The organism is Streptococcus sp. CP1998 (assembly GCF_041026655.1).
GTDB lineage: Bacteria > Bacillota > Bacilli > Lactobacillales > Streptococcaceae > Streptococcus > Streptococcus dentalis.
Genome location: NZ_CP163380.1, coordinates 1,234,774 through 1,259,965, shown reverse-complemented (window position 1 = coordinate 1,259,965; position 25,192 = coordinate 1,234,774). Strand labels below are relative to the sequence as shown.

At 42.6% G+C, this 25,192-nt stretch carries 29 protein-coding genes, 1 pseudogene and 1 other annotated feature; of the genes and pseudogenes, 28 read left to right on the top strand and 2 right to left on the bottom strand.

Going from position 1 to position 25,192, the window contains the following annotated elements:
• Positions 1–48: 48 nt before the first annotated feature.
• Entirely contained in the window at positions 49–492 is a 444-nt protein-coding gene (locus AB4X21_RS06495; RefSeq protein ID WP_320911323.1) for a hypothetical protein, read from the top strand.
• A 37-nt stretch (positions 493–529) separates the two neighbouring features.
• Positions 530–965, top strand: a pseudogene (locus AB4X21_RS06490) (hypothetical protein).
• A 220-nt stretch (positions 966–1,185) separates the two neighbouring features.
• Here AB4X21_RS06490 and AB4X21_RS06485 read toward each other — a convergent pair.
• On the bottom strand, positions 1,186–1,620 hold the full coding sequence (locus tag AB4X21_RS06485; RefSeq protein WP_320910617.1) for a DUF6556 family protein: 435 nt from the start codon (positions 1,618–1,620) through the stop codon (positions 1,186–1,188).
• 192 nt (positions 1,621–1,812) lie between these two features.
• Between AB4X21_RS06485 and AB4X21_RS06480 the strand changes: the two genes are divergently transcribed.
• The 20 genes from AB4X21_RS06480 to proC all read left to right on the top strand — a co-directional run bounded on the left by AB4X21_RS06480 (position 1,813) and on the right by proC (position 18,325).
• Complete coding sequence (locus AB4X21_RS06480; protein ID WP_320910618.1) at positions 1,813–2,955, top strand: cysteine desulfurase family protein; 1,143 nt, start codon at positions 1,813–1,815, stop codon at positions 2,953–2,955.
• A gap of 18 nt (positions 2,956–2,973) precedes the next feature.
• Positions 2,974–4,194, top strand: a complete 1,221-nt coding sequence (gene thiI, locus AB4X21_RS06475; protein ID WP_320910619.1) for a tRNA uracil 4-sulfurtransferase ThiI — start codon at positions 2,974–2,976, stop codon at positions 4,192–4,194.
• Positions 4,195–4,246: 52 nt separating this feature from the next.
• Positions 4,247–4,786: a hypothetical protein gene (locus AB4X21_RS06470; RefSeq protein ID WP_369087687.1), complete on the top strand. Its 540-nt coding sequence runs from the start codon at positions 4,247–4,249 to the stop codon at positions 4,784–4,786.
• A gap of 140 nt (positions 4,787–4,926) precedes the next feature.
• Positions 4,927–5,014: a sequence feature (ribosomal protein L21 leader region), on the top strand.
• A gap of 34 nt (positions 5,015–5,048) precedes the next feature.
• On the top strand, positions 5,049–5,363 hold the full coding sequence (gene rplU, locus AB4X21_RS06465; RefSeq protein ID WP_003002830.1) for a 50S ribosomal protein L21: 315 nt from the start codon (positions 5,049–5,051) through the stop codon (positions 5,361–5,363).
• Between the two features lie 15 nt (positions 5,364–5,378).
• Positions 5,379–5,723: a ribosomal-processing cysteine protease Prp gene (locus AB4X21_RS06460; RefSeq protein ID WP_003002581.1), complete on the top strand. Its 345-nt coding sequence runs from the start codon at positions 5,379–5,381 to the stop codon at positions 5,721–5,723.
• A gap of 17 nt (positions 5,724–5,740) precedes the next feature.
• Positions 5,741–6,034 (top strand): 50S ribosomal protein L27, encoded by a 294-nt coding sequence (rpmA, locus tag AB4X21_RS06455; RefSeq protein WP_003002805.1) that lies wholly within the window; start codon positions 5,741–5,743, stop codon positions 6,032–6,034.
• 215 nt (positions 6,035–6,249) lie between these two features.
• Positions 6,250–6,996 (top strand): DeoR/GlpR family DNA-binding transcription regulator, encoded by a 747-nt coding sequence (locus tag AB4X21_RS06450; RefSeq protein ID WP_003007732.1) that lies wholly within the window; start codon positions 6,250–6,252, stop codon positions 6,994–6,996.
• Positions 6,997–7,186: 190 nt separating this feature from the next.
• Entirely contained in the window at positions 7,187–7,663 is a 477-nt protein-coding gene (locus AB4X21_RS06445; protein WP_003007730.1) for a PTS sugar transporter subunit IIA, read from the top strand.
• A gap of 35 nt (positions 7,664–7,698) precedes the next feature.
• On the top strand, positions 7,699–8,004 hold the full coding sequence (locus AB4X21_RS06440; RefSeq protein ID WP_003010999.1) for a PTS sugar transporter subunit IIB: 306 nt from the start codon (positions 7,699–7,701) through the stop codon (positions 8,002–8,004).
• A gap of 98 nt (positions 8,005–8,102) precedes the next feature.
• Entirely contained in the window at positions 8,103–9,578 is a 1,476-nt protein-coding gene (locus AB4X21_RS06435) for a PTS transporter subunit IIC (protein WP_369087686.1), read from the top strand.
• A gap of 200 nt (positions 9,579–9,778) precedes the next feature.
• Positions 9,779–10,204: a galactose-6-phosphate isomerase subunit LacA gene (gene lacA, locus AB4X21_RS06430; RefSeq protein ID WP_369087685.1), complete on the top strand. Its 426-nt coding sequence runs from the start codon at positions 9,779–9,781 to the stop codon at positions 10,202–10,204.
• A gap of 16 nt (positions 10,205–10,220) precedes the next feature.
• The gene (gene lacB / locus AB4X21_RS06425; RefSeq protein ID WP_003002763.1) at positions 10,221–10,736 is read left to right on the top strand and encodes a galactose-6-phosphate isomerase subunit LacB; all 516 of its coding nucleotides are present in this window, start codon (positions 10,221–10,223) and stop codon (positions 10,734–10,736) included.
• A 10-nt stretch (positions 10,737–10,746) separates the two neighbouring features.
• Complete coding sequence (locus tag AB4X21_RS06420) at positions 10,747–11,676, top strand: tagatose-6-phosphate kinase (protein WP_155126064.1); 930 nt, start codon at positions 10,747–10,749, stop codon at positions 11,674–11,676.
• A 1-nt stretch (position 11,677) separates the two neighbouring features.
• Positions 11,678–12,658: a tagatose-bisphosphate aldolase gene (lacD, locus tag AB4X21_RS06415; RefSeq protein ID WP_369087684.1), complete on the top strand. Its 981-nt coding sequence runs from the start codon at positions 11,678–11,680 to the stop codon at positions 12,656–12,658.
• Positions 12,659–12,817: 159 nt separating this feature from the next.
• The gene (locus AB4X21_RS06410; RefSeq protein ID WP_003011186.1) at positions 12,818–13,720 is read left to right on the top strand and encodes a LysR family transcriptional regulator; all 903 of its coding nucleotides are present in this window, start codon (positions 12,818–12,820) and stop codon (positions 13,718–13,720) included.
• A gap of 3 nt (positions 13,721–13,723) precedes the next feature.
• Positions 13,724–14,185 carry a signal peptidase II gene (lspA, locus tag AB4X21_RS06405; protein ID WP_003001852.1) on the top strand — a complete coding sequence of 154 codons (462 nt, stop codon included), beginning with the start codon at positions 13,724–13,726 and terminating at the stop codon, positions 14,183–14,185.
• Entirely contained in the window at positions 14,175–15,065 is an 891-nt protein-coding gene (locus tag AB4X21_RS06400; protein WP_155126056.1) for an RluA family pseudouridine synthase, read from the top strand. The genes lspA and AB4X21_RS06400 overlap by 11 nt, the downstream gene beginning before the upstream one ends.
• 73 nt (positions 15,066–15,138) lie before the next feature.
• Entirely contained in the window at positions 15,139–16,248 is a 1,110-nt protein-coding gene (gene proB, locus AB4X21_RS06395; protein WP_369087683.1) for a glutamate 5-kinase, read from the top strand.
• 10 nt (positions 16,249–16,258) lie between these two features.
• Positions 16,259–17,506: a glutamate-5-semialdehyde dehydrogenase gene (locus AB4X21_RS06390; RefSeq protein WP_369087682.1), complete on the top strand. Its 1,248-nt coding sequence runs from the start codon at positions 16,259–16,261 to the stop codon at positions 17,504–17,506.
• 3 nt (positions 17,507–17,509) lie between these two features.
• A complete protein-coding gene (gene proC / locus AB4X21_RS06385; RefSeq protein ID WP_369087681.1) occupies positions 17,510–18,325 on the top strand; it encodes a pyrroline-5-carboxylate reductase in 816 nt (271 codons plus the stop codon).
• Between the two features lie 32 nt (positions 18,326–18,357).
• Here proC and AB4X21_RS06380 read toward each other — a convergent pair whose 3' ends face one another.
• Positions 18,358–19,881 carry an ATP-binding cassette domain-containing protein gene (locus tag AB4X21_RS06380; protein WP_369087680.1) on the bottom strand — a complete coding sequence of 508 codons (1,524 nt, stop codon included), beginning with the start codon at positions 19,879–19,881 and terminating at the stop codon, positions 18,358–18,360.
• Between the two features lie 320 nt (positions 19,882–20,201).
• On the opposite strand from AB4X21_RS06380, the gene hemW reads away from it, so the two are divergent.
• The 6 genes from hemW to AB4X21_RS06350 are packed head-to-tail and all read left to right on the top strand — an operon-like array spanning position 20,202 to position 25,131.
• Positions 20,202–21,332, top strand: a complete 1,131-nt coding sequence (hemW, locus tag AB4X21_RS06375) for a radical SAM family heme chaperone HemW (protein ID WP_369087679.1) — start codon at positions 20,202–20,204, stop codon at positions 21,330–21,332.
• Between the two features lie 3 nt (positions 21,333–21,335).
• Positions 21,336–22,091 (top strand): acyl-ACP thioesterase domain-containing protein, encoded by a 756-nt coding sequence (locus tag AB4X21_RS06370; RefSeq protein ID WP_369087678.1) that lies wholly within the window; start codon positions 21,336–21,338, stop codon positions 22,089–22,091.
• A complete protein-coding gene (locus AB4X21_RS06365; protein WP_369087677.1) occupies positions 22,081–22,767 on the top strand; it encodes a hypothetical protein in 687 nt (228 codons plus the stop codon). The genes AB4X21_RS06370 and AB4X21_RS06365 overlap by 11 nt, the downstream gene beginning before the upstream one ends.
• The gene (locus AB4X21_RS06360; RefSeq protein ID WP_369087676.1) at positions 22,768–23,538 is read left to right on the top strand and encodes a TIGR01457 family HAD-type hydrolase; all 771 of its coding nucleotides are present in this window, start codon (positions 22,768–22,770) and stop codon (positions 23,536–23,538) included.
• The gene (locus AB4X21_RS06355) at positions 23,531–24,151 is read left to right on the top strand and encodes a TIGR01906 family membrane protein (protein WP_369087675.1); all 621 of its coding nucleotides are present in this window, start codon (positions 23,531–23,533) and stop codon (positions 24,149–24,151) included. The genes AB4X21_RS06360 and AB4X21_RS06355 overlap by 8 nt, the downstream gene beginning before the upstream one ends.
• A complete protein-coding gene (locus AB4X21_RS06350) occupies positions 24,148–25,131 on the top strand; it encodes a lysostaphin resistance A-like protein (protein ID WP_369087674.1) in 984 nt (327 codons plus the stop codon). The genes AB4X21_RS06355 and AB4X21_RS06350 overlap by 4 nt, the downstream gene beginning before the upstream one ends.
• The last annotated feature ends 61 nt before the right edge of the window (positions 25,132–25,192 follow it).

The window sequence follows — 25,192 nt, the reverse complement described above, 5'->3', positions numbered from 1 at the left end:
AAAGAGACTGGCTCATTCAGTACGAAAGAAATGATTGGAGAAGAAGAGATGAAGAGACGTGTAGAACTATTTTTGATCATTTTGTTACCGATCCTAGGACTGGTTTTTCTTGGAGGAAAAATCATGCACCTAACCAAAAGGCCCGAACAGAAGATAACGGCCTCATCTTCAAAGAAAGTCGTACAGAAATCAGAAGAAGAAATAAAAAAAGAACAAGTAGCATATCTCAAAGAACACGAGCAGGAAATCGTTGATTATGTGAAGTCTCAAAATCCAAAAATTGAGTCAGTTCAGATTGATTGGAGTGATGTGAGATGGAGTGATGGAGGATTCTTGTTTCCTGATTATTCTATTGAAGTTTATGGAACAGTGAATCATATTGAAGATTCAGGATGGAGTGCCTCTATGCCGATTAATGATGATGATTCAATCGATTTGAAAAAAATTTCCATATTCAACGATATAACCATAGGAGAAGAAATATTGGAGTAGTATTTTTTTGATCTATGTTGAAATATAAAGATAAATTATGAAGAAACATACTAAAATTATTTTGCTGACAGTAACATCAGTAGTTGCTTTATTTAGTACCGAAGGATGCACTATAAAATCAAAAGAGCAAACGAGACAAGCGCAAAGTGCAATCTCTTCCTCCACCAAAGGAGACAAAGAAGCCATTAAACAAAAACAGCTCGGTTATCTCAAGGAACACGAGCAAGAAATCGTCGATTTTGTGAAGGCTCAAAATTCAAAAGTTGAATCCGTTCAGATTGAGGGATCATACACAATGGAGTGATGGTGGACTGACAACTCCCGAATATTATATGAATGTTTATGGAGGTATAAATAATATTGAAGAATCGAGTTGGAGAGTAGATATCCCAATTAATGATGACAATACATTGAATCTAGATGAGATGTATCTAGGATCCTACATTAGAGTAGGGGGGAAATTATTTGAGTAATTGGAATTTAAAAAGTTTTGATAATCTATATGCTTCATTAGCAGAATCAGCTTATCGTGATAGTCTCAAAATCTTTTCATATGAATGATTGGATCAAATCCAGGAAGAACGTTCAAAGCTCAAATGGGAGTATGATAACGAGATAGATGCTTTCTATAAAAATCAGAAAAAGCTGGAATCGAAAGATAAAAAAATCAGTAAGGTTGCCCTTACTGATTTTTTAGTTGGTTCCAGATGATGCTGTATCTGCGCCACTGTCTGTTGCTGTGGAGCCTTGGTCTTGTGCGGCAGACGAGCTAGATTCATTAGCAGATGAGCTATCGGTTTCTTTTTGTGAACTAGCATCTGTATTACTTGAATCGGTTTGCGTATTGGTGTTAGTATCTGTATTGGTAGCGCTTGAGTCAGATCCCTTATCGTGGACAACGACGACGCTGGTGCTACTAGATGGTTTGTCTTCTGTTTTTTGATTGTCTTTATTGAGCAGGCTCATAATGGTAAAGGAAGTGACGATAATCCCTAAGAGACTGGCAATCGTAGCTACAACGGTTTGAAATACGGATAAACCTTGTTTGACTTTCTCACCGCGAGATGGTCTTGTATCTGCTTTTTCCTCAGGTTTTTGGTTTTTGTTACTTCTTGAATATTGTGACATGTTCATTCTCTTTCTATCAAAAATTGTTTTTTAACACTTTCCTATTATAAGTCATTTTCTGAAAAATGTCTAAAAAGAACTGAATTTTATAGAGTGATTTTGCCACATCTCTCTTTATCAAATCCTTGTCCCAAGCGGTCAGAAATGATAAAATAGAAGTTACGTAAAAAGAAAGTGATGGATGCGTAGGACATGATCTATTTTGACAATTCAGCAACGACTAAACCCTATCCAGAAGCCCTTGCAACTTATACAGAAGTAGCGACTCGAATCTGGGGCAACCCTTCTAGTTTGCACAATCTAGGTAGTCAAGCGACTCGTATTTTAGAAGCTTCTCGGAAACAAATTGCGGAGCTAATTGGCAAGAAAGCTGATGAAATTTACTTCACGTCTGGTGGTACAGAAGGGGACAACTGGATCCTCAAGGGTGTCGCCTTTGAGAAAGCTCCTTATGGCAAGCATATCATTGTCTCTGACATCGAACATCCCGCTATCAAGGAGTCAGCTGCTTGGCTCAAAACACAGGGATTCGAAGTGGACTATGCTCCAGTGGATGCGCGTGGCTTTGTCAAGGTGGATGCCTTGGCTAGTCTTCTCCGTCCGGATACGACCTTGGTCTCTGTCATGGCCGTCAACAATGAGATTGGCGCTATCCAGCCCATCCATGACATCGCGACTCTCCTAGAAGATCGGCCAACGGTTAGTTTCCATGTCGATGCGGTTCAAGCCTTGGCAAAGGTAGCAACAGAAGTTTATCTACCAGAGCGCGTGGACTTTGCGACCTTCTCTAGTCACAAATTCCATGGGCTTCGCGGAGTCGGCTTTGTCTACATCAAAGAAGGCAAAAAGATCACCCCTCTCTTAACCGGAGGTGGCCAAGAAAAAGAAATGCGCTCGACAACTGAGAATGTGGCAGGCATTGCAGCAACAGCAAAAGCCCTACGCTTAGCCATGGAAAACCAAGAAGCTTTTGCCAGCAAGACCCAGCAGATGAAAGAAGTCATCCGCAAAGAATTGGCCAACTATCCAGATGTCACTATCTTTTCTGGTGAGAATCATTTTGCGCCTCATATCTTGACTTTCGGGATCAAGGGAGTTCGTGGAGAAGTAGTGGTCCATGCCTTTGAAGAGTTTGATATTTACATCTCGACAACCAGTGCCTGCTCGTCCAAAGCTGGTAAGCCAGCTGGAACCTTGATTGCTATGGGAGTAGACAAGAGTATCGCACAGACAGCTGTTCGCTTGAGTCTCGATCTTGAAAATGACATGAGCCAAGTCGAGCAATTCTTGACCAAGTTCAAACTGATTTACGAGCAAACACGAAAAGTACGTTAATTTTAGAAGGAAATCAACATGACCTTAACCTATTCAGAAATTATGATTCGCTATGGAGAGCTTTCTACTAAAGGAAAGAACCGCATGCGTTTCATCAATAAACTTCGCAATAATATCCAAGATGTTTTATCTATTTATCCAGCTGTCAAAGTGACAGCGGACCGCGATCGGGCGCATGCTTATCTGCATGGGACGGATTATGAGCCAGTAGCCGAATCCCTCAAACAGGTTTTTGGAATCCAAAATTTTTCACCCGTTTACAAGATTGAAAAATCTGTTCCGGCCTTAAAAGCGGCTGTGCAAGAGATTATGAAGGAGATTTACAAGGAAGGCTTGACCTTTAAAATCTCAAGTAAACGCAGTGACCATACCTTTGAACTCGATAGTCGCGAGCTTAATCAAACCTTGGGAGGTGCTGTCTTTGAAGCGATCCCAACTATCCAAGCTCAGATGAAAAAACCAGATATCAACTTGCAAGTCGAAATTCGAGAAGAAGCAGCTTATATTTCTTATGAAACCATTAAAGGAGCAGGCGGCCTTCCTGTTGGTACGTCCGGCAAGGGCATGCTCATGCTTTCTGGTGGGATTGATTCTCCCGTGGCTGGTTACCTAGCCTTGAAGCGTGGAGTGGATATCGAGGCAGTACACTTTGCTAGCCCACCATATACCAGCCCAGGAGCTCTTAAAAAAGCCCATGATTTAACTCGGAAGTTGACCAAGTTTGGGGGCAATATCCAATTTATCGAAGTACCCTTTACAGAGATCCAAGAGGAGATCAAGGCCAAGGCACCAGAAGCTTACCTGATGACTTTGACCCGTCGCTTTATGATGCGCATTACAGACCGCATTCGCGAGGTTCGTGGTGGTTTGGTGATTATCAATGGTGAAAGCTTGGGACAAGTGGCTAGCCAAACCTTAGAGAGTATGCAGGCTATCAATGCAGTGACCAATACGCCGGTTATCCGTCCGGTGGTGACCATGGACAAATTGGAAATCATCGATATTGCCCAAGCCATTGATACCTTTGAAATCTCTATCCAGCCATTCGAAGATTGTTGTACCATCTTTGCACCGGATCGTCCAAAGACGAATCCGAAACTCAAAAATGCGGAGCAGTATGAGCAACGGTTGGATGTGGAAGCTTTGGTTGAGCGTGCGGTAGCAGGCATCATCGTAACCGAGATCACACCAAAAGCAGAAAAAGATGAGGTCGATGACCTGATCGAGGATTTGCTATAGGAGAGACTGGGAGTATCCAGCCTCTTTTTCTAACCAACTTAAAGGAGATAAAATGAAAAAAGTTATCGTTTTAATGACAAGTTTGCTTTTGTTGACAGGTCGTCAAAGTATCATTTACTGGTCCGAAAAAGAAGAGAAGACCAGCCAGTCAACCAGCAGTAAAAAAGAACCCCTCACATTTGTCAGAGCTGACCAGTATAAAGACCAAGACAACGAAGTCTTGGAAGCATCTGAGAAATTTATCAAGGAACATCCAACGCTTGGAGAACCAGGAAAATTATTTGTCTTTTTCCCAGGCTTTACCTTTGGAGATGAGGAAAACCGCTTCGCCTTGTTCTTTATTGTGAATCGTACTACCACAACCATCGATCGTGATGGATCCTTTGTCCTGAATTTGGAATATGATGGAGAGCCACTTTTCAAAGATGTCACAATTGACTATGAAATCAACGAATCTGGTGTATTGAAACCGAATACGGTTGCAGCCATGCCTATCAAAATCACCAAGGAACAAGAAGAAAAAATGAAGAGCATGAACGATTCATCTAAAGCTAAAATGAGTTTCAAAGACTTCAAATTTAAAGATAAGTAGAAGAAGAAGTCGGTCTTACAAGCGATCTTAAAATAAAAGATACAAAATCATCCATTTTATAAAAGAAATTCGTTTTCAAAGCGCAAAAATACTTGTCTTTGTCTGATAGAAGTGATATACTAAGAGAGTTGACTATGCACATGCCTGTGCAACCGCTCGAACATCGTCGCTCATTTTCATGAGAGTAAGTGGTTCGTCCCACGATGCTAGGCGAGTCTTCACAAAAATACGGGGAAACCCAAAAATACATAGGAGGTGCATAATGAGCACATACGCAATCATTAAAACTGGCGGAAAACAAGTTAAAGTTGAAGTTGGTCAAGCTATCTACGTTGAAAAATTGAACGTTGAAGCTGGTCAAGAAGTTACATTTAACGAAGTTGTTCTTGTTGGTGGTGAAAACACTGTTGTCGGAACTCCACTTGTTTCAGGAGCTACTGTTGTTGGAACTGTTGAAAAACAAGGAAAACAAAAGAAAGTTGTTACTTACAAGTACAAACCTAAAAAAGGTAGCCACCGTAAACAAGGTCACCGTCAACCTTACACTAAAGTTGTCATCAACGCTATCAACGCTTAATTTTTAGGAGAACACATGATACAAGCAGTCTTTGAACGAGCCGAAGATGGCGAGCTGAGGAGTGCAGAAATCACTGGGCACGCTGGAAGCGGTGAATACGGCTTTGATGTCGTGTGTGCATCGGTTTCGACTCTAGCCATTAACTTTGTCAACTCTGTTGAGAAATTTGCAGGCTACGAACCGGATCTAGAATTAAACGAAGAAGAAGGTGGCTTCCTTCGGGTGACGATCCCGACAGATATTCCACCACATCAAAGAGAAATGACCCAACTATTCTTTGAATCATTTTTCTTAGGGATGGCAAACTTATCGGAGAACTCATCGGAGTTCGTCCAAACAAGAGTTATCACAGAAAACTAACATGGAGGAAAACAATTATGTTGAAATTGAATCTTGCTAACTTGCAACTTTTCGCCCACAAAAAAGGTGGAGGTTCTACATCAAACGGACGTGATTCACAAGCAAAACGTCTTGGAGCTAAAGCAGCTGATGGACAAACTGTAACAGGTGGATCTATCCTTTACCGTCAACGCGGTACTCACATCTACCCAGGTGTGAACGTTGGACGTGGTGGAGACGATACTTTGTTCGCAAAAGTTGAAGGCGTAGTACGCTTCGAACGTAAAGGTCGCGATAAAAAACAAGTTTCTGTTTACCCAATCGCAAAATAATAAGGTTTCCTTAACCTTTTTATCCCGAGCCTTGATCCAAAGGTGAGGAAGCTAGAAATAGCATAAATCAAAGCTTTCCGGATTGACGGAAGGCTTTTTTCTTTTATCTATCATAAAAATATCATGTTTACTCTTGTTAATATAATGTTTGAATTTGTGTTTTTTGAAAAAAGTAGTATAATAGAGACAAATATAGTAGGAACGGAAGTAGTACCATGAAAGATAGCAGACATGTTGAAATTCTTCAGGAACTGGATCGGAAAAGTGTGGTATCGGTCAAAGAGCTCAAGGAACTCTTTGGGGTGACAGACATGACCATTCGTCGCGATCTGATCGATCTTGAAAAACAAGGTCTTTTAGTTCGTGTACATGGTGGGGCCCACAAAAAAGTCAAAGATAGTTTATTAGAAGCTTCTCACAGTGAGAAAAATCTGATCAATATTGATGAGAAACGATCCATTGCCAAAAAATGTGCAGACTTGATCGAAAATGGGGATACCGTCTTTATTGGCTCTGGTACAACAACAGACTTTATCGGAGATTATTTGGAAGGGAAAGAAATTAGCATCGTCACTAATTCCCTACCTATTTTTGAGAAGCTCAAGGATTTCCCAAATTATGACTTGATCTTAGTTGGTGGTCGCTACCGGGTAAAGACACAAACCTTTGTCGGTCAATTTGCCAATAAACTCTTGAAAGAAATCAAGGTTTCTAAGGCCTTTATCGGGGTCAATGGAATCGATGGCCATAGTGTCTCCACAGCTAATGAAGAAGAAGGAAACGGCAATGCCATTATTCTGAACAATGCGATAGAGAAATATGTTGTAGCTGATAACAGCAAGTTTGATAGTTATTCCTTCTACAGTTTCTATCGCGTGGAAGATCTAAATGCCATTATTACCGATGATAGTATTCCAAAAAAGATCAAAGACAAATACGCCTTGTATACGAAAATCATTTAAGATCAAGTGGTCTCAAAAAAGAGACCACTTTTTACTTTTTTAATAATGTTAGAAAATGACGGTTAGGGAGCGCTTTAAAGAGGAATATAAACAAAAATAAACAAAATACGACAAAAAATGATTGACATTCAATCAATATAGTGATATACTCTAACCATAAAATAAATAGTTAGATAAGGAGGTGGCAACAATGGGATTAAATCAACTCTTTAACAAAGATCTTGTATTTTGCCTACATGCCAAGGATCAAACAGATCTCTTTGAGCAGGTAGCAAGCTTATTGGAAGAGCGACAGATTGTGACACCAACCTATCGTTCCGCTTTGATTGAGCGTGAAAAGTCTTTCCCGACTGGATTAGACATGGAATTTCTTGGTAAGGACTTACCAAATGTGGCGATCCCGCACACAGACATTGTCCACAATCTCACTGAGAATGTGGTCGTGGTTCGTTTGGATCAACCGGTAACCTTCCATAATATGATTGCTCCAGATAAGGAAGTTCAAGTTTCACTTTTATTCTTCATTATCAACAATTCAAGCTCTAGCCAAACCAATATTTTGGCCCAGCTGATGGATTTCTTTACATCCAATGGAAATCTCGAAGCTCTATCAAAATTAGATAGTGAAGATAAGCTTTATCAATACATTACGGAAACTATTTCCTAAAACATTCGTAAATATTTATAATGGAGGACATCCAAATGATTAAAATTTTAGCTGCCTGTGGTGCAGGCGTTAACTCTAGCCACCAAATTAAGAGTGCGGTAGAAGAAGAGTTGTCAAACCGTGGTTATGATGTGCGTTGTGACGCTGTCATGGTCAAAGATGTCAATGAAGACTTGATTTCAGGTTATGATATCTTTACTCCAATTGCTGCAACTGATTTGGGATTCGATCCTGGTATTCCAGTGGTAGAAGCAGGACCAATTTTATTCCGTATTCCAGCGATGAGTGCGCCAGTCTTTGATAACATCGAAGCTGCCATTAAAGAACATGGATTAAGTTAATATTTTTTTAAAACAGTTTGTAAGCGTTATCCAATGATAAAATTGGAAACACTTTATGCCGTAAATTACAAAAAAAATATAAATCGGGAGGATTTATTATGAATGGCATTATCGATTTTGCCAATAAATTTTTCAAACCCATCCTAGACATGGGTGCTCCGATCATCATGTTGATCGTCTTGACTTTATTGGCTCTATTGTTTGGAGTGAAATTCTCTAAAGCCCTTGAAGGTGGTATTAAACTTGCCATCGCCCTTACTGGTATCGGTGCCATCATCGGTATGTTGAATGGAGCTTTCTCAGCGTCTCTTGCAAAATTCGTTGAGAATACTGGTATTCAATTGAATATCACTGACGTTGGTTGGGCACCTCTTGCGACCATCACTTGGGGGTCTGCCTGGACACTTTACTTCTTGTTGATTATGTTGATCGTCAACGTTATCATGCTTGCTATCAAGAAAACAGATACACTTGACGTCGATATCTTCGATATTTGGCACTTGTCTATCACTGGTCTTTTGATCAAATGGTATGCTGATAAAAATGGAGTTAGCGCAGGAGTTTCTCTCTTCGTTGCAACTGTAGCAGTAGTCCTAGTAGGGATTATGAAGATCATCAACTCAGACTTGATGAAACCAACATTTGATGATCTTTTGAATGCACCAAGTTCATCACCTATGACTTCAACTCACATGAACTACATGATGAACCCAATCATCATGGTCTTGGATAAAATCTTTGACAAATTCTTCCCAGGTCTTGATAAATACGACTTCGACGCTGCTAAATTGAACAAGAAGATCGGTTTCTGGGGATCTAAATTCTTTATCGGTTTCCTTCTTGGTATCGTCATCGGTATCATGGGTACTCCACATCCAGTTGCTGGCGTGCAAGATGCTGACAAATGGGAATTGGTTATTAAAGGTTGGTTGAGCCTTGGTTTGACTGCCGGTGTCTGCTTGGAATTGTTCTCATTGATCGGTTCTTGGTTCATCGCAGCGGTAGAACCATTGTCACAAGGTATTACAAATGTTGCTACTAAACGTCTTCAAGGACGTAAATTCAACATCGGTTTGGACTGGCCATTTATCGCTGGTCGTGCTGAAATCTGGGCTTGTGCGAACGTACTTGCACCAATCATGTTGATTGAAGCTGTGCTTCTTTCTAAAGTCGGAAATGGTATCTTGCCACTTGCAGGTATCATCGCTATGGGTGTGACTCCAGCCTTGTTGGTTGTAACACGCGGTAAATTAATCCGTATGATCATCTTCGGAAGCCTTCTCTTGCCACTCTTCCTTCTTTCAGGAACATTGATTGCACCATTTGCAACTCAATTGGCTAAGAGTGTTGATGCCTTCCCTAAAGGGGTGGCTTCTACTCAATTGATCACTCACTCAACTCTTGAAGGACCAGTTGAAAAATTGCTCGGTTGGACAATCGGTAACGCAACAACTGGTGATATCAAAGCTATCCTTGGTGTAGTTGTCTTCTTGGCATTCTATATCGGAATCTTCGCTTGGTACAGAAAACAAATGATCAAACGTAACGAAGAATATGCTGCAAATGCAAAATAATCGTCATATGTAGTTTGAAAACTGACACCATATCTGTTGTGGATATGGTGTTTTTATTTTAAAAAATGTTCGAAAATAAACAATTTAATGTTGACTTTCGTTCAAAATAGGTGTAATATAATATCAAAAGTAAGAAAATGTTTCTTTGTGAAAAAATAACAACAGAAATATTGATGAACCGAACAAAAGGAGGACAGAATATGTCTATTGTACTTGGTGCAGATGCTGCAGGATTAAGATTAAAAGATCTCGTAAAAGACTTTCTTTTAAAAGAGAACTTCGATGTTGTGGATGTAACCGCTGAAGGTCAAGACTTTGTAGATGTGACATTAGCAGTTGCGAGTGAAGTGAACAAAAACGATCAGAATCTTGGAATCGTGATTGATGCTTATGGTGCTGGTCCATTTATGGTTGCGACTAAAATCAAAGGAATGGTGGCAGCAGAAGTTTCAGATGAACGTTCTGCTTATATGACACGTGGACACAACAATTCTCGAATGATTACCATGGGTGCTGAAATTGTTGGGGATGAATTGGCCAAGAACATTGCCAAAGGCTTCGTCAATGGTAAATACGACGGTGGTCGTCACCAAATCCGTGTCGATATGTTGAATAAGATGTGCTAATGAGAGGAGAATTCAAATGAGAATTGCAATTGGTTGTGATCACATTGTGACAAATGAAAAAATGGCTGTTTCTGATTTTTTGAAATCAAAAGGATATGAAGTACTCGACTTTGGGACTTATGACCATACACGTACCCACTATCCAATCTTTGGTAAAAAAGTCGGTGAAGCCGTAGCAAGTGGCCAAGCAGATCTTGGTGTTTGTATCTGTGGTACAGGTGTTGGGATCAACAATGCTGTTAACAAAGTACCTGGTATCCGTTCTGCTTTAGTACGGGACATGACAACTGCTCTTTATGCTAAAGAAGAATTGAACGCGAATGTGATCGGGTTTGGTGGTAAAATCACTGGTGAATTGCTCATGTGCGATATCATTGAAGCATTCATCCACGCTGAATACAAACCAACTGAAGAAAATAAAAAATTGATTGCTAAGATCCAACATGTGGAAACCCATAATGCCCATCAAGCGGATGCTGATTTCTTTACAGAATTCCTTGAAAAATGGGACCGTGGTGAATACCACGACTAAGAGGTGACGTATGATATTAACGGTCACGATGAACCCTTCGATTGATATCTCTTATCCTTTGGATGTGCTCCAGTTGGATACAGTCAATCGAGTGGCTGAGGTGAGTAAGACAGCCGGTGGGAAAGGTCTCAATGTTACCCGTGTACTTTCTGAGATCAAGGATCCAGTGGCAGCGACCGGCCTACTTGGTGGTCGAACAGGTCAATTCATTCTCGATCATTTAGGAGAAGGAATAGAGGAACGTTTCTTTGAAATTGCTGGAGATACACGTAATTGTATCGCCATCCTTCACGAAGGCAAGCAAACAGAAATCTTAGAAAAAGGTCCAACCATTTCTGAGAAAGAAGGGCAAGGTTTCCTCGACCATTACCGTCACTTGATAGATCAAGTGGAAGTTGTTGCCATCTCAGGTAGTCTTCCAGCTGGTTTACCAGTGGATTACTATGCTAGCCTTGTCAAGATTGCAAGGGAAGCTGGAAAACCAGTCGTGCTCGATTGCTCGGGGGCTTCTTTGGAAGCTGCCATTCAAGCAGATGTCAAGCCAACGGTCATTAAGCCTAACAATGAAGAGTTATCTCAATTGTTAGGAAAAGAAGTGAGTAAGAATGTGGAAGACTTAAAAGAAGTTCTTCAGGATGCTCTCTTTGAAGGAATCGAATGGGTGATTGTCTCTCTTGGAGCAAATGGCGCTTTTGCAAAGCACGGCGATGTCTTCTATAAGGTAGATATTCCTAAGATTGATGTCGTCAATCCAGTCGGATCTGGTGATTCGACTGTTGCAGGGATTGCATCTGGTCTCTATCATCATGAGAGTGACGCAGACTTGCTCAAGAAAGCAAATGTTCTTGGAATGTTAAATGCGCAAGAAGCTCAAACAGGACATGTCAACATGGGGCACTATGATGCCTTGTATCAACAATTAATCGTAAAAGAGGTATAAAATGGTATTAACAGAACAAAAACGCAACTATTTGGAACGTCTTAGTACAAAAGACGGTGTTATTTCAGCTTTGGCCTTCGACCAACGTGGGGCTTTGAAACGCTTGATGGCCAAATACCAAGACACTGAGCCAACTGTAGCACAAATGGAAGAATTGAAAGTTCTTGTAGCAGATGAATTGACAAAATATGCTTCCTCAATGTTGTTGGACCCAGAATATGGTTTGCCTGCTACGAAAGCCTTGGATAAAGATGCTGGGCTCTTGCTTGCATACGAAAAAACAGGTTACGATACATCTAGCACCAAACGTCTACCAGACTGCCTCAACCTTTGGTCAGCAAAACGCATTAAAGAACAAGGTGCTGATGCTGTGAAATTCTTGCTCTACTATGATGTAGATAGTGCAGAAGAACTCAACCAAGAAAAACAAGCTTATATCGAACGCATTGGTTCAGAATGTGTGGCAGAAGACATTCCATTCTTCCTTGAAATCTTGGCTTATGACGAAGGAATTGCAGATGCAACCTCTGCTGAATATGCAAAAGTGAAACCTCGTAAGGTTATTGAAGCTATGAAAGTCTTCTCAGATCCTCGTTTCAATATCGATGTATTGAAAGTAGAAGTTCCCGTCAATGTCAACTACGTGGAAGGATTTGGAGAAGGTGAAGTTGTCTATAGTCGTGAAGAAGCTGCTGCCTTCTTTAAAGAACAAGAAGAAGCAACTAACCTTCCATACATCTACCTCAGTGCTGGTGTATCAGCAAAACTCTTCCAAGAAACTTTGGAATTTGCACATGCATCAGGTGCCAACTTCAACGGTGTTCTTTGTGGACGTGCGACATGGGCAGGTTCAGTAGAAGCTTACATCAAAGATGGAGAAGCAGCTGCTCGTGAATGGCTTCGTACAGAAGGTCGTCAAAATATTGAAGAATTGAACGCAGTCTTGGCTGAAGTGGCAACACCTTGGACAGAACGCGTGTAAGAAACAAATCGTTATTGCCTCCTAAAGCAACTAAAAAACTGGAAGTCTTTCTTCCAGTTTTTTTTTTATTTTTTCTGGAAGAGTGCCTCTTAAACGGATCTCTTCTTTCAGCCCCTAATTTATGGTATAATAGATCGATACTGTAATAAGGAAAATATAATGAATATACAACAATTACGATATGTAGTGGCGATTGCCAATAGTGGTACTTTTCGTGAGGCTGCTGAAAAAATGTATGTGAGTCAGCCAAGCTTGTCCATCTCTGTCAGAGATCTGGAAAAGGAACTGGGCTTCAAGATTTTTCGTCGGACCAGTTCTGGGACTTTTTTGACCCGTCGAGGAATGGAATTTTATGAAAAAGCGCAGGACGTGGTCAAAGGGTTTGATGTTTTTCAAAATCAATATGCCAGTCCCGAAGAAGAGAAGAAAGAATTCTCCATTTCTAGTCAGCACTATGACTTCTTGCCACCTTTGATGACGGAATTCTCAATCCGCTATCCGGAAAATAAAAACTTCCGCATCTTTGAATCAACGACGGTTCAAATTTTGGACGAAGTGGCTCAAGGGCATAGTGAGTTGGGAATTATTTATCTCAACCGTCAAAATACCAAGGGGATTATGCAACGGGTTGATAAATTAGGGCTTGAAGTAGTGGATTTGATTCCTTTTCAGACTCATATTTACCTTCGCAAAGGACATCCTTTGGCTAAGAAGAAAAAACTGGTTATGGAAGATCTAGCTCAGTTGCCAACTGTTCGCTTTACCCAAGAAAAAGATGAGTACCTCTATTATTCAGAGAACTTTGTCGATACCAGCTCGAGCTCACAAATGTTCAATGTAACCGACCGGGCAACCTTGAATGGAATCTTGGAGCGGACGGATGCTTATGCGACGGGATCAGGCTTTTTAGATAGCCAGTCCGTGAATGGCATCACCGTGATTCCTTTGGAAGATAATTTAGACAATAAAATGGTCTATGTCAAACGCGAAGAGATGGATCTCTCTCCTGTAGCAGAGAAGTTTGTCGAGGTCATGGTAGAATATTTTGATCAAAAGAGGTAAGAAATGAAGAGAAAAACAATGGTCCCAGTAGCGATTGTCCTATTGGTCCTACTGGATCAGCTGGTCAAATGGTATGTGGTGAAGAACATTCCACTGGGTGTCGTCAAGTCTTTTATCCCCCATGTGGTCAGCCTGACTTATCTTCAAAACACAGGTGCAGCTTTTTCGCTTCTTGAAAATCAGCAATGGTTCTTTACCCTCATCACTCTAGTCGTGATGGTAGGGGCCTTTTACTATCTCTATAAGCACCTCAAGGGATCGCTTTGGATGGTGACAGGTTTGACCTTAGTCATTGCAGGTGGGTTGGGGAATTTTATCGATCGCCTACGTCAGGGCTTCGTGGTCGATATGTTCCATCTGGATTTTATGAATTTTGCCATTTTTAACGTAGCAGATAGTTATTTGACAGTTGGAGTTTTCTTGCTCCTGATCCTGATGTTGAAAGAGGAAACGCATGGAAATTAAAATCGAAGTAGCCGGTGCGCGACTGGATAAGGCTTTGGCGGATTTGACTACCTTGTCACGAGCTGTGGCCAATGAGCAGATCAAAGAAGGGAAAGTTCTGGTCAATGGGACTGTGAAAAAAGCCAAGTACACGGTCAAAGAAGGAGACATCATCCAGTATGAAGTCCCAGAAGTGGAAGAGGTCAGTTATGAAGCAGAAGATCTGCCCTTAGACATCGTTTATGAGGACCAGGATGTTGTGGTGGTTAATAAATCTCAAGGCATGGTTGTTCACCCAAGTGCGGGTCATACCAGTGGAACCTTGGTCAATGCGCTGTTATACCATGTTAAGGACCTTTCAGGGATCAATGGGGAATTGCGTCCAGGGATCGTTCATCGGATCGATAAAGACACGTCAGGTCTCCTGATGGTCGCAAAAAATGACCAAGCTCACGTCGCCTTAGCAGAGGAACTAAAAGACAAAAAATCTCTACGGAAGTATTGGGCCATTGTCCATGGCAACCTTCCTAACGATCGGGGCATGATTGAAGCACCAATTGGTCGCAGTGAAAAGGACCGGAAAAAACAAGCGGTGACGGCAAAAGGAAAACCAGCAGTGACCCGTTTTCAAGTCTTGGAACGCTTTGGGAATTACACCTTGGTAGAGTTGCAACTGGAGACTGGTCGGACCCACCAAATTCGGGTGCATATGGCCTATATTGGCCATCCAGTAGCTGGAGATCCTGCTTATGGTCCTAAGAAGACACTTAAAGGACAAGGACAGTTTCTTCATGCGCGGACACTAGGTTTTACCCACCCCCGTACAGGCGAGACCTTGGAATTTACAGCAGAAGTGCCAGCGATCTTTGAGAAAACGCTGGAAGACCTTCGAAAAGGATAGTGAAGATGGCTGAATGGAGATTCAGTCACTTTCATTAGATACGAAATAAATAGTATTAGAAAGAATCATAGCGATGAAAGCAAAACGAATCGTCTTTAAAGTAGGGACCTCGTCTTTGACCAATCCCGATGGGAGTCTCTCCAGACAGAAGGTCAAGGTCATTACGCAGCAGTTGGCTCTCTTACATGAATCAGGTTATGAGTTGATCTTGGTCTCATCAGGGGCAGTTGCAGCTGGATTTGGTGCCCTTGGTTTTAAGAAACGGCCGACCAAGGTGGCAGACAAGCAAGCCTCTGCGGCAGTTGGGCAAGGCTTACTGATGGAAGAATACACAGCCAACCTGCTCTTACGCAACATTGTTTCTGCGCAGATTTTGTTGACTCAGGATGACTTTGCGGATCAGCGTCGCTATAAGAATGCTCACCAGGCACTTTCTGTCTTGCTTAATCGTGGGGCCATTCCGATTATCAATGAAAACGATACGGTCTCGATTGCCGAGCTAAAAGTTGGTGACAATGATACATTGAGTGCGCAGGTTGCAGCCATGGTTCAAGCGGATCTTTTGGTACTTTTAACAGATGTAGATGGCCTCTATACAGCCAATCCTTCTCAGGATCCAACAGCTAAGCGCTTGGATCGAATCGAACACATTTCTCGTGAGATGATCGAGATGGCTGGTGGTGCTGGCAGTAGCAACGGAACTGGTGGAATGCTAACTAAACTCAAGGCAGCAACCCTTGCGACCGAGTCAGGGGTTCCTGTCTATATTTGCTCGTCTCTCAAGTCCGATGCCTTGCTCGAAGCAGCGCAAGAGCAAGCAGATGGCAGTTACTTCCTTGCAGAGGACAAGGGCTTAAAAACCCAGAAGCAATGGCTAGCCTTTTATGCAGAAAGCAAAGGTGCTGTTTGGGTGGATGCTGGAGCAGCGGAAGCCCTGTTGGATCATGGAAAGAGTCTATTGATTTCTGGTGTGACTAAGGCAGAAGGCGATTTTTCTTATCACGACATCGTCAGCGTCTATCATCAAGAATCAGGACAAGTGCTTGGGAAAGGGAAAGTTCGTCTCGGCCAATCAGCTGTGCGCGATCTGCTCCAGTCTAAAAAAGCTAAGGGAATCCTCATCCACCGGGATGATTGGATCTCGGTAACTCCTGAGATTGACCTACTCTTTACAGAATTCTAGAGGAAAACGTATGGGAACAACACAAGAACAATTAAGCTTAGCGAGATCAGCTAAGAAGAGTATCAATACAGCCAGCACAGCTCTTAAAAATCAGGCCTTGGAGGCCATGGCTAGCCAGCTTTTGAAAGCGACGGAAGCCATTTTAGCAGCCAATCAAATCGATATGGAAGTGGCACGTGGGAAGATCTCTGAAGTCATGCTGGATCGCCTTTTTCTGGATCAAGAGCGGATTGCCGGGATGGCACAAGGTATCCGTGCTTTAATAGACCTGCCAGATCCGATCGGGGAAGTGCTGGATACTGAAGTCTTGGAAAATGGCCTTGAAATTCAGAAAGTTCGAGTCGCCATGGGTGTTATTGGTATCATTTATGAAAGCCGACCAAATGTGACATCGGATGCTGCAGCACTTGCCATCAAGAGTGGAAATGCAGTGGTCCTTCGTACTGGAAAGGATGCTTTTCATTCTGCTCAAGCGATCGTGACAGCCCTCAAGGCTGGATTGGAAGAAGCTGAACTGAATCCAGATCTTCTCCAACTGATCCAAGATACAAGTCGAGCTTCTAGCCTTGCTATGATGAAGGCTAAGGACTATCTGGACTTGCTCATTCCACGTGGTGGTGCTGGCCTGATCCAAGCGGTGGTTGAAAATGCCATTGTCCCCGTGATCGAGACAGGAACTGGCATTGTCCATGTCTATGTGGATAAAGATGCTGATTTCCAGAAAGCCCTCGCCATTATCGAAAATGCTAAGACCAGTCGCCCATCCGTCTGCAATGCCATGGAGGTCTTGTTGGTCGATCGAGCGATCGCATCTGATTTCTTGCCCTTGGTCAAAGAGCGTTTAGTGGATGCACGGGAAAGATCCGTTGAGTTGCGCCTTGATGAGCAAGCACAGGTTATCATTTCGGGAACAGCAGCGCAAGAGCAGGATTTTGATACCGAATTTTTAGATTATATTTTAGCAGTCAAGGTCGTTGATGGAGTTGAGCAAGCAGTGGACCACATTGAAGCTCATAGCACCCATCATTCGGATGCTATTGTGACTGAAAATCCTGAGACAGCCGCTTATTTCACCAAGCAAGTAGATTCAGCAGCCGTTTATGTCAATGCTTCTACACGCTTTACAGATGGAGGTCAATTTGGCCTAGGTTGTGAAATGGGGATCTCGACCCAAAAACTCCATGCGCGTGGACCCATGGGACTCCGGGAAATGACCAGTTACAAATATATCGTCAGTGGAAATGGTCAAGTGAGGTAAGAAATGAAAGTTGCATTTATTGGACTAGGAAACATGGGGGCTAGTCTAGCCAAAGCAGTCGCAAAAGAAGTGGACGCGCAAGACCTGCTCTTGGTCAATCGTTCTCCTCAAAAGGTACAAGAGTTTATCAGCCAGTATGGGGGAACGGCATCTGATCTTGAACAAGTCTTTCAAGAGGCGGAAGTAATCTTTTTAGGGGTCAAACCCTATCAGATTTGCCCTCTTTTAGAAGAGTATCAAGGCATCTTAGCCCAACGCTCTAATCTCTTGCTGGTTTCCATGGCTGCAGGCCTGGAATTAGAAAAGATGACTGACGTGATCCAGAACGACCAGCTAGGGCTAATTCGCATCATGCCCAATACGCCTGTAGCCATTGGTCAAGGCGTTATCAGTCTGGCCCGCTCCCAAGCAGTGACAGACCAGCAAGTAGCCAAAGTCAACCAGCTCTTATCAGGAGCAGGGGCCCTATTCGAAATTGAAGAAAAATCGATGGATCCTGCAACGGCTGTTGCGGGCTGTGGGCCAGCCTTTGTCTATCAGATGATTGAAGCCATGGCAGATGCAGGAGTAGGATTAGGACTTACACGAGAACAAGCCTTGCAGATGGCTGCACAGACTTTCAAAGGAGCTGCGAGTATGGTCCTAGAAACAGGAGAACACCCAGCCCACTTGCGAGATGCAGTTTGTAGCCCAGGCGGCTCTACCATCGCAGGAGTCAACCGCTTAGAACAAGTCGGCCTGCGGGGCGATATCATTGCAGGAGTGGAAGCAGCCTATAAACGCACCCAAGAGATGGGACAAGAGGCAACGAAGGAATAGAAAAAGATTGGTTTTCGCCAATCTTTTTTACGTTAGAGCGACTCTATTTCTACCAAATCATTTTCCGTCAGACGATAGATTTTTTGGCAGACTTCTTTGAGGAAGGTCCGGTCGTGGGAGACCGTGACTAGTCCACCTGGGTAGTCTGCGAATAGGCGTCGAATTTCTGGTTGGGAAGTGGGGGAAAAATTGCGAGTAGGCTCGTCCAAGAGCAGAAACTGGGGACTTATGAGCACTAGTTGAAGGAGATAGAGTTTTCCTTGCTGGCCACCAGAAAGTTCATAGATCGGATGGTGCATTTCAGAATAGGTAAAGTTGAGGGAGGCTAAATGCAATTGAATGGTGTTGATTTCTTCGCGATCGCCTGAATGCTGTAAGAATTGAACTGGTGTCTGAGTCAGAGGGAGGCCTTCAGTGTAATCTTGAGGCATATAGGCAGTGCGGATACTTTCATTCTTCTGTAGACTTTTCCATATCATTTTTAGAAAAGTGGATTTCCCCACACCGTTGGAACCGATAATCCCTATTTTATCCTGTCCTAGAATAGTAAGGGAGAGGTTCTTGACCAGGACTAGGTCACCAATTGCGAGTTCTTCCTGATCTAATAGAAGGACTCGTTTTTGAGGAGACAAGGGAGTAAGGGGAGGAAAATGCAGATTGATGACTTCCTCATCATAGGGTTGGGGAGTCATGGATTGGAATTCTCGCTCGTAGCGCTTTTCTTGTGAGAGGAGGGACTTCATTTTCTTTGCCAGGAGACGTCCAGCAGTGCTATCCTTAGTGTTTCGTAAGGATGTTTCAACTTGCTGACGGACGCGACGATGCTTCTCCATTGTTTTTCGGTAGGTTCGTTGATCGTTGGCAGCTTGCTGGGACTGCTGCTTGAATTGTTGCTCCCTCTGGCTACTGTAGTCTTGATAGCCTAGGTGCTCTACAATGGTTTTAGCCTCCTTGCGGTGTTTGATCTGTCTTAGATGGATGATCGTATCCGCCGTCTGAGTCAAAAAATCCTCATGATGGGAAATAAATAAAATGGTTTGGGGGCTCGTTTGGATCATCTGCTGGAGCCAGTCTAGGGTTTCCAAATCCAAATCATTTGAAGGTTCATCTAAAAATAGTAATTCATGAGGACGACAAAGTTCGTGAAGCAGTTGGACTTTGAGGGCTTCTCCTCCAGATAGACTTCCAATAGCTTGGTCGCTCGCAAAGCGGTCGCTATCAAACTGCAATTGATCAGCCAGTCTGTAGAGGGTGGCATAGTCTAGCTCGTCTTTTCCAAAAAAATATTCTTCCAATGTTTTTCCCTTCAAGGCTTCCGGCAAAGACTGGGGAATATAGGCATAGGAGTGAAAGGAAGTGGTGATTTCGCCTTCTATTGTCAGATAATCTGGTAGGGATTTTGGGGACATGAGGACATGAAGCAAAGAAGACTTTCCATTTCCTTCTTCGCCAATAATGGCAACTTTTTCCCCTTCATGAATAGTTAGGGACAGATCGCGAACCAGATCTCGTAAATCTTTTGTGTGGCGGATGGTGAGGTGGGATAGTCTTAGCATAAGATTCCTTTCTACTGGGACAAAAAAACAGCTCTACCTATTTAGTAGAGCTGTATTCAAGTGGAACCCAAACAGAAAAAGACCTTATTAAGCCAACAAAAAGTTGGAGAAGAGGCGAGAGGGCACACAAAAAGAGATAGAACAAGCAGTCCACTAAATAAAGTATCTTATTTAACGAAACTTAGTTGTTCATATCTCCTTACCTCCGAATGTAATTAGCTTTATTCTATTCCTTTCATTCCTTCTTGTCAAGGAAAACCTTGCTTCCTCCACCCTTTTCTTCTCGGACTTAGGGGGGAATTTATGGTATAATTAAAGGTATGCATACAAAACCAACGTCCGCTTATGTCCACATCCCATTTTGTACCCAGATTTGTTTTTATTGTGATTTTTCGAAGGTCTTTATTAAGAACCAACCGGTCGATGCTTATTTGGATCATTTGATCCAAGAATTTCGTCGGGAAGAAATCACAAATTTACGGACTCTCTATATTGGGGGTGGGACACCGACAGCCTTAAATGCGGATCAGCTAGAATATTTACTCAAGGAGCTGACCAAGTCACTTGATCTTTCTCAGATGGAGGAGTTGACCATCGAGGCTAATCCTGGTGATTTGGATCCGGATAAGATCGCTGTCTTAAAGGATTCACCGGTTAATCGGGTTTCATTGGGGGTACAGACCTTTGATAATCGCTTGCTCAAAAAGATTGGTCGGAGCCATCAAGAGCAGGATATCTATGACAATATCGATCGTCTAAAGCTGGCTGGTTTTGACAATATTTCGATCGACCTCATCTATGCCCTTCCGACGCAAACTATGGAGCAGGTCCAGGAAAATGTCGCGAAGGCTCTTGCTCTCGACATTCCTCATATGAGCCTCTATAGCTTGATTCTGGAGAATCACACCGTCTTTATGAATCGCATGAGACGGGGCAAGCTTCCTCTACCAAAAGAGGAGTTAGAAGCGGAGATGTTTGAATACATCATTCAGGAGTTGGAGCGTGCGGGCTTTGAGCATTACGAAATTTCCAATTTCTCCAAGCCTGGTTTTGAAAGTCGCCACAACCTCATGTATTGGGATAATGCGGAGTATTATGGTCTGGGAGCTGGTGCATCCGGCTACGTCAATGGGATTCGCTACAAGAATCATGGGCCTATCCGTCACTATATGCAGGCTGTCGAAGAGGGAAATGCGCGTGTCCAAGAAGAACATCTGAGTCAGACAGAAATGATGGAAGAAGAGATGTTTCTGGGACTGCGTAAGAAAACAGGCGTTTCTAAGAAGCGTTTTGAAGAAAAATTTGGTGTGAATTTTGACCAACAATATGGACTAGTGGTTGAGGAATTGACCCAGCAGGGACTCTTGGTGCCTGACAAGGATATTGTTCGCATGACCAAGAAAGGTCTCTTTTTAGGAGACACTGTAGCAGAGAAGTTTATTTTGGAGTAGAAGATGGCAAAAACATTTGAATACAGCATGAAAATTCCTTTTGATATGAGCGATGTCAATGGATTTATAAAAATTCCCCAATTGATCTTGCTGTCTTTGCAGGTATCAGGCATGCAATCGATTGAGCTGGGCATGAGTGATATGTACATTTTAGAGAATTACAATCTAGTCTGGATTATCACGGATTACAATATGAAGATCGATCGTCTCCCAGTTTTTGATGAGAAGATCACTATCGAAACCTATGCCATGAGTCACAATCGCCTGTTTTGCTACCGGGCCTTTAACATCAAGGACGAAGCGGGAAATACCATCATTGAGATGATGGCGACCTTTGTCTTGATGGATCGTGATACACGCAAGGTCCATCCTGTTATGAGCGAAATCACGGATGCCTTTAATTCAGAGTTTTCAAAAACCATGCTCCGTGGTCCCCGTTTCAAAGAATTGGAAGGGGGCGTGGAACAAGAATACCGGGTTCGTTTTTACGACTTGGATATGAACGGACATGTCAACAATAGCAAGTACTTGGACTGGGTTTTTGAGGTGATGGGAGCGGACTTCTTGACCCAACATGTCCCTAAGAAAGTTCATCTAAAATATGTCAAAGAAGTGCTGGCAGGAGGTATCATCACCTCTCAATATGAACAAGAGGGCTTGAAAACCCAGCACCAAATTAGCTCAGATGGTCATATCAATGCCCAAGCTGAAATTGAGTGGGAAGAAGTAGAAGAAAAGGGTTGGACTTATGGAAAGTAGAAGATTAAAAAATAAAAAACAAGAGCTAGCAGGCTACCAAAAACGGGTTGTGGCTTATGCAAAGCGTCAAAAGAACCCTTTGTACATGTTAGGAGATTGGCTCTTGACTCTTTGTGCTTTGGGCATCATCCTGGTGGAAGAAATTTACAAATTTTTCCGTTACCGTTTGAATTTAGAGAGTTTTAGCCGTTTCTTGAAAGAAGATGTACGTTGGTATCGGGTCTGGATCCATTTCACCCTGGCCTTTCTCTTACCTGTCGTGATCTTTTCGGTCGGCATTACCAGCCAATCAGGCTCCTTCTGGTCTAATTTCTATCATCGTTTGTCTCAAGGCGTGCTCTTTAGCACAACTGTTAGCCTCGCTGCGACCTTGGTAACGGATTTTGTAGAAAATTTGCAACCAGAAACCAAGTCAGACGGCCGGAACCGGAGCACCAAGCGCACGGTTTATCAAATCAGTGTGGATCAGGCAACCGTAATAGGCTTGTTATTGACCATTGTGATCCTCATGGTGGCTTCCTTCTTGTTTACCCAATCAGGCAATCAAGGGATCAATTTTACAGGGTTGATTTTACAATTTGTCCTCTATGGTGGAGCCTTGCTTTTGTATGGGTCTGGTGGACGAGTCGATGCAGAGAAGTTGCATGAAAAAGCTGATACAGAAAGGGAAGAATAAATGCACTACAAGGGCTATTTAATTGATTTGGATGGCACCATTTACAAAGGAAAATTACGAATTCCAGCAGGAGAAGCTTTTGTCCATGAATTGCAGGCGCGTGAGATTCCCTATCTCTTTGTCACCAATAACACAACCCGCACACCAGAGACTGTTCGGGATATGCTGGCGACTCACTTCAATATTGAAACCCCTGTGTCGACCATCTATACAGCTACCCTTGCGACCATTGATTATATGAAGGATCAAAATCTGGGCAAGAAGGCTTATGTGATCGGCGAAGCGGGGCTCAAAGATGCTATTGAAGAAGCTGGCTATATCATGGATGAAGAAGCACCTGATTATGTGGTGATTGGACTGGATTGGCAAGTGGATTATGAGAAGTTTGCTATTGCGACCTTGGCGATTCAAAAGGGAGCGCACTTTATCGGGACCAATCCTGACCTCAACATTCCAACAGAGCGTGGCTTGCTGCCAGGAGCAGGATCTCTGATTGCCCTTGTTGAAGCAGCGACACGGGTCAAGCCTGTGATCATTGGCAAACCAAAGGCCATCATTATGGACAAGGCCATTGAACACCTGGGGCTTGCAAGAGAAGAAGTGGTCATGGTCGGGGACAATTATTTAACAGATATTCGTGCAGGTATTGATAATGGGATTCCAACCCTTTTGGTGACGACAGGTTTTACTAAACCAGAAGAAGTGCCGGCCTTACCAATCGCACCGACACATGTTGTTGCCAGTCTAGCGGAGTGGGATTTTGATGCTTAAAAGTCTGAAATCAATCAACCAATTTTTCTTTATCTTGTCAGCTGCAATCCTTCTCACCATTGCTCTAGCTTGGGTCCTCTATCCCATGGAGATTCATTGGTTGGGGATTCAAAGTCGTACTGGTTTTTCGGCATCTGTCATCATGAAGAATTTTAATGTCTTGATGAACTACTTGACCAATCCTTTTCAATGGGTGTTGAAGATGCCCCAATTCCCCTCTTCAAAAAATGGACTGCACCATTTTGAGGCTGTCAAGTACCTATTTCACTTAGTGACAGTTGTTTTCGTGGTCACTCTCCCTGGTTTTATCCAGTTTATGCGGACAGTTGTCAAAAAAGGCTACCTGGCCTTGTACCGTAGTCTCTTCTTTTGGATGATGGTTTTACCAGTGGTGATTGCAGTGGTGGCTGTTATGATTGGCTTTGATCAATTCTTTACGCTCTTTCATCAGGTCTTATTTGCTGGGGATAATACTTGGCTCTTTGATCCGCACGTGGATTCGATTATTCTTGCATTACCAGAAGACTACTTTATGCATGCCTTTTTGATTTTCTTTGTCTTATACGAAGGAATGTGTGCGAGTTTTTATCTATTTTCTAGGAGGAAAAAATGAACCAATACAACCGATTATTAGACCCTAAAAAAGATATAGGAAGGTATTCCGGGACACTTGCCATTTATCTCTTGGTGATGACCTTGGTGAGCGTCCTGTGGGAAGTCCTCCTTGGTATGATTATTTCAGGATCTCTTAGAAAAGATCCAAGTCAAGTAACGGAAAAACTAAACTCCTTGAATGTTTGGTCGGGCATCCCTTACTTCATTTCCATATTCATTGGCCTCTTTCTCTTTAATGCCTATCGCAAGAAGGCCCTTTATAAATATGATCTTAAGCACAAGGGACGTAAGATGACTCTTTCAGTCTTCTTTATTCTTCTAGCATTTTTAGGCTTTTCTCAAGTCTTTTCATCTGTGATGACACAAGTGATTGAGCGCATGTTTGAGACCATTGGCCTTCATTCTCCAACACCCGATCTAGGTGATACGATTGAGCGATCATGGACCATGCTCTTGTATGCTGGCTTTTTTGGTCCAATCACAGAAGAATTCTTCTTCCGTGGGGCCGGTTTGCGAGGCTTGGAACGGTATGGCAAGATCTTTGCCATTGTCATGACGGCTATCTTGTTTGGACTCTTTCATGCCAATTTTGATCAGCTCTTTTTCGCAAGTATCATTGGTCTAGGTTTTGGCTACATTGCCTTTGAATACAATATCTGGTGGGCGATTTTCTATCACATTTTCAATAACTTTGTCATTTCCCAAGGCTTGCATTATGTTACTTATCATGTGGACGAGGGACTAGCGAATTGGCTACAAATTGGTGTTTTAGTTATTGGTTCCATTGTGATGATAGTGGTTCTTGCGACTAAATGGCCAGCTATCAAGGCTTATATTCAAGCTAATAAACCTCAACCGGGAGTTTTCCAGCGTGCCCTCGCGTCCTTCTGGTTCTGGTTCTTCGTACTATTTACTATCCTGATGTCTATTGTTCCTTATGTGATTCCGGTCTTCCAGATGGTTAATCTCAAAGTATAAGTATTATCAAAGGGGGGATTTTTTTAGATCCCTCTTTTTTGCTATTAAAAAGGACAAATGA